The organism is Halomonas sp. SIMBA_159, from assembly GCF_046536035.1.
Lineage (GTDB): Bacteria > Pseudomonadota > Gammaproteobacteria > Pseudomonadales > Halomonadaceae > Vreelandella > Vreelandella venusta_A.
The window spans coordinates 1-264 of record NZ_JAWJBT010000811.1; the positions used below are offsets into that span (position 1 = coordinate 1).

The 264-nt window shown below is 61.4% G+C and carries 1 protein-coding gene; it reads left to right on the forward strand.

Annotated features, from left to right (window positions below; all coding sequences use genetic code 11):
- Positions 1-54 precede the first annotated feature (54 nt).
- The coding region (locus R0J87_RS21465) for a hypothetical protein (RefSeq protein WP_498888826.1) at positions 55-264 on the forward strand (210 nt) is incomplete at its 3' end.

Here is a 264-nt window from a genome sequence, read left to right on the forward strand (position 1 = left end):
GTCCTGGCGCGAGACGCGCTGAACGGTGGGAGTAGCCCAGATATGAACGAGTTGATGAACATTTTTGGCCAGGTCAGCGGCCCGCAGAGCTTCGACGAGCTGAAAATCTCGATCGCGAGCCCCGAGCGGATCCGCTCCTGGTCCTACGGCGAGATCAAGAAGCCGGAAACCATCAACTACCGCACCTTCAAGCCGGAGCGCGACGGCCTGTTCTGCGCCCGCATCTTCGGCCCGGTGAAGGACTACGAGTGCTTGTGCGGCAAG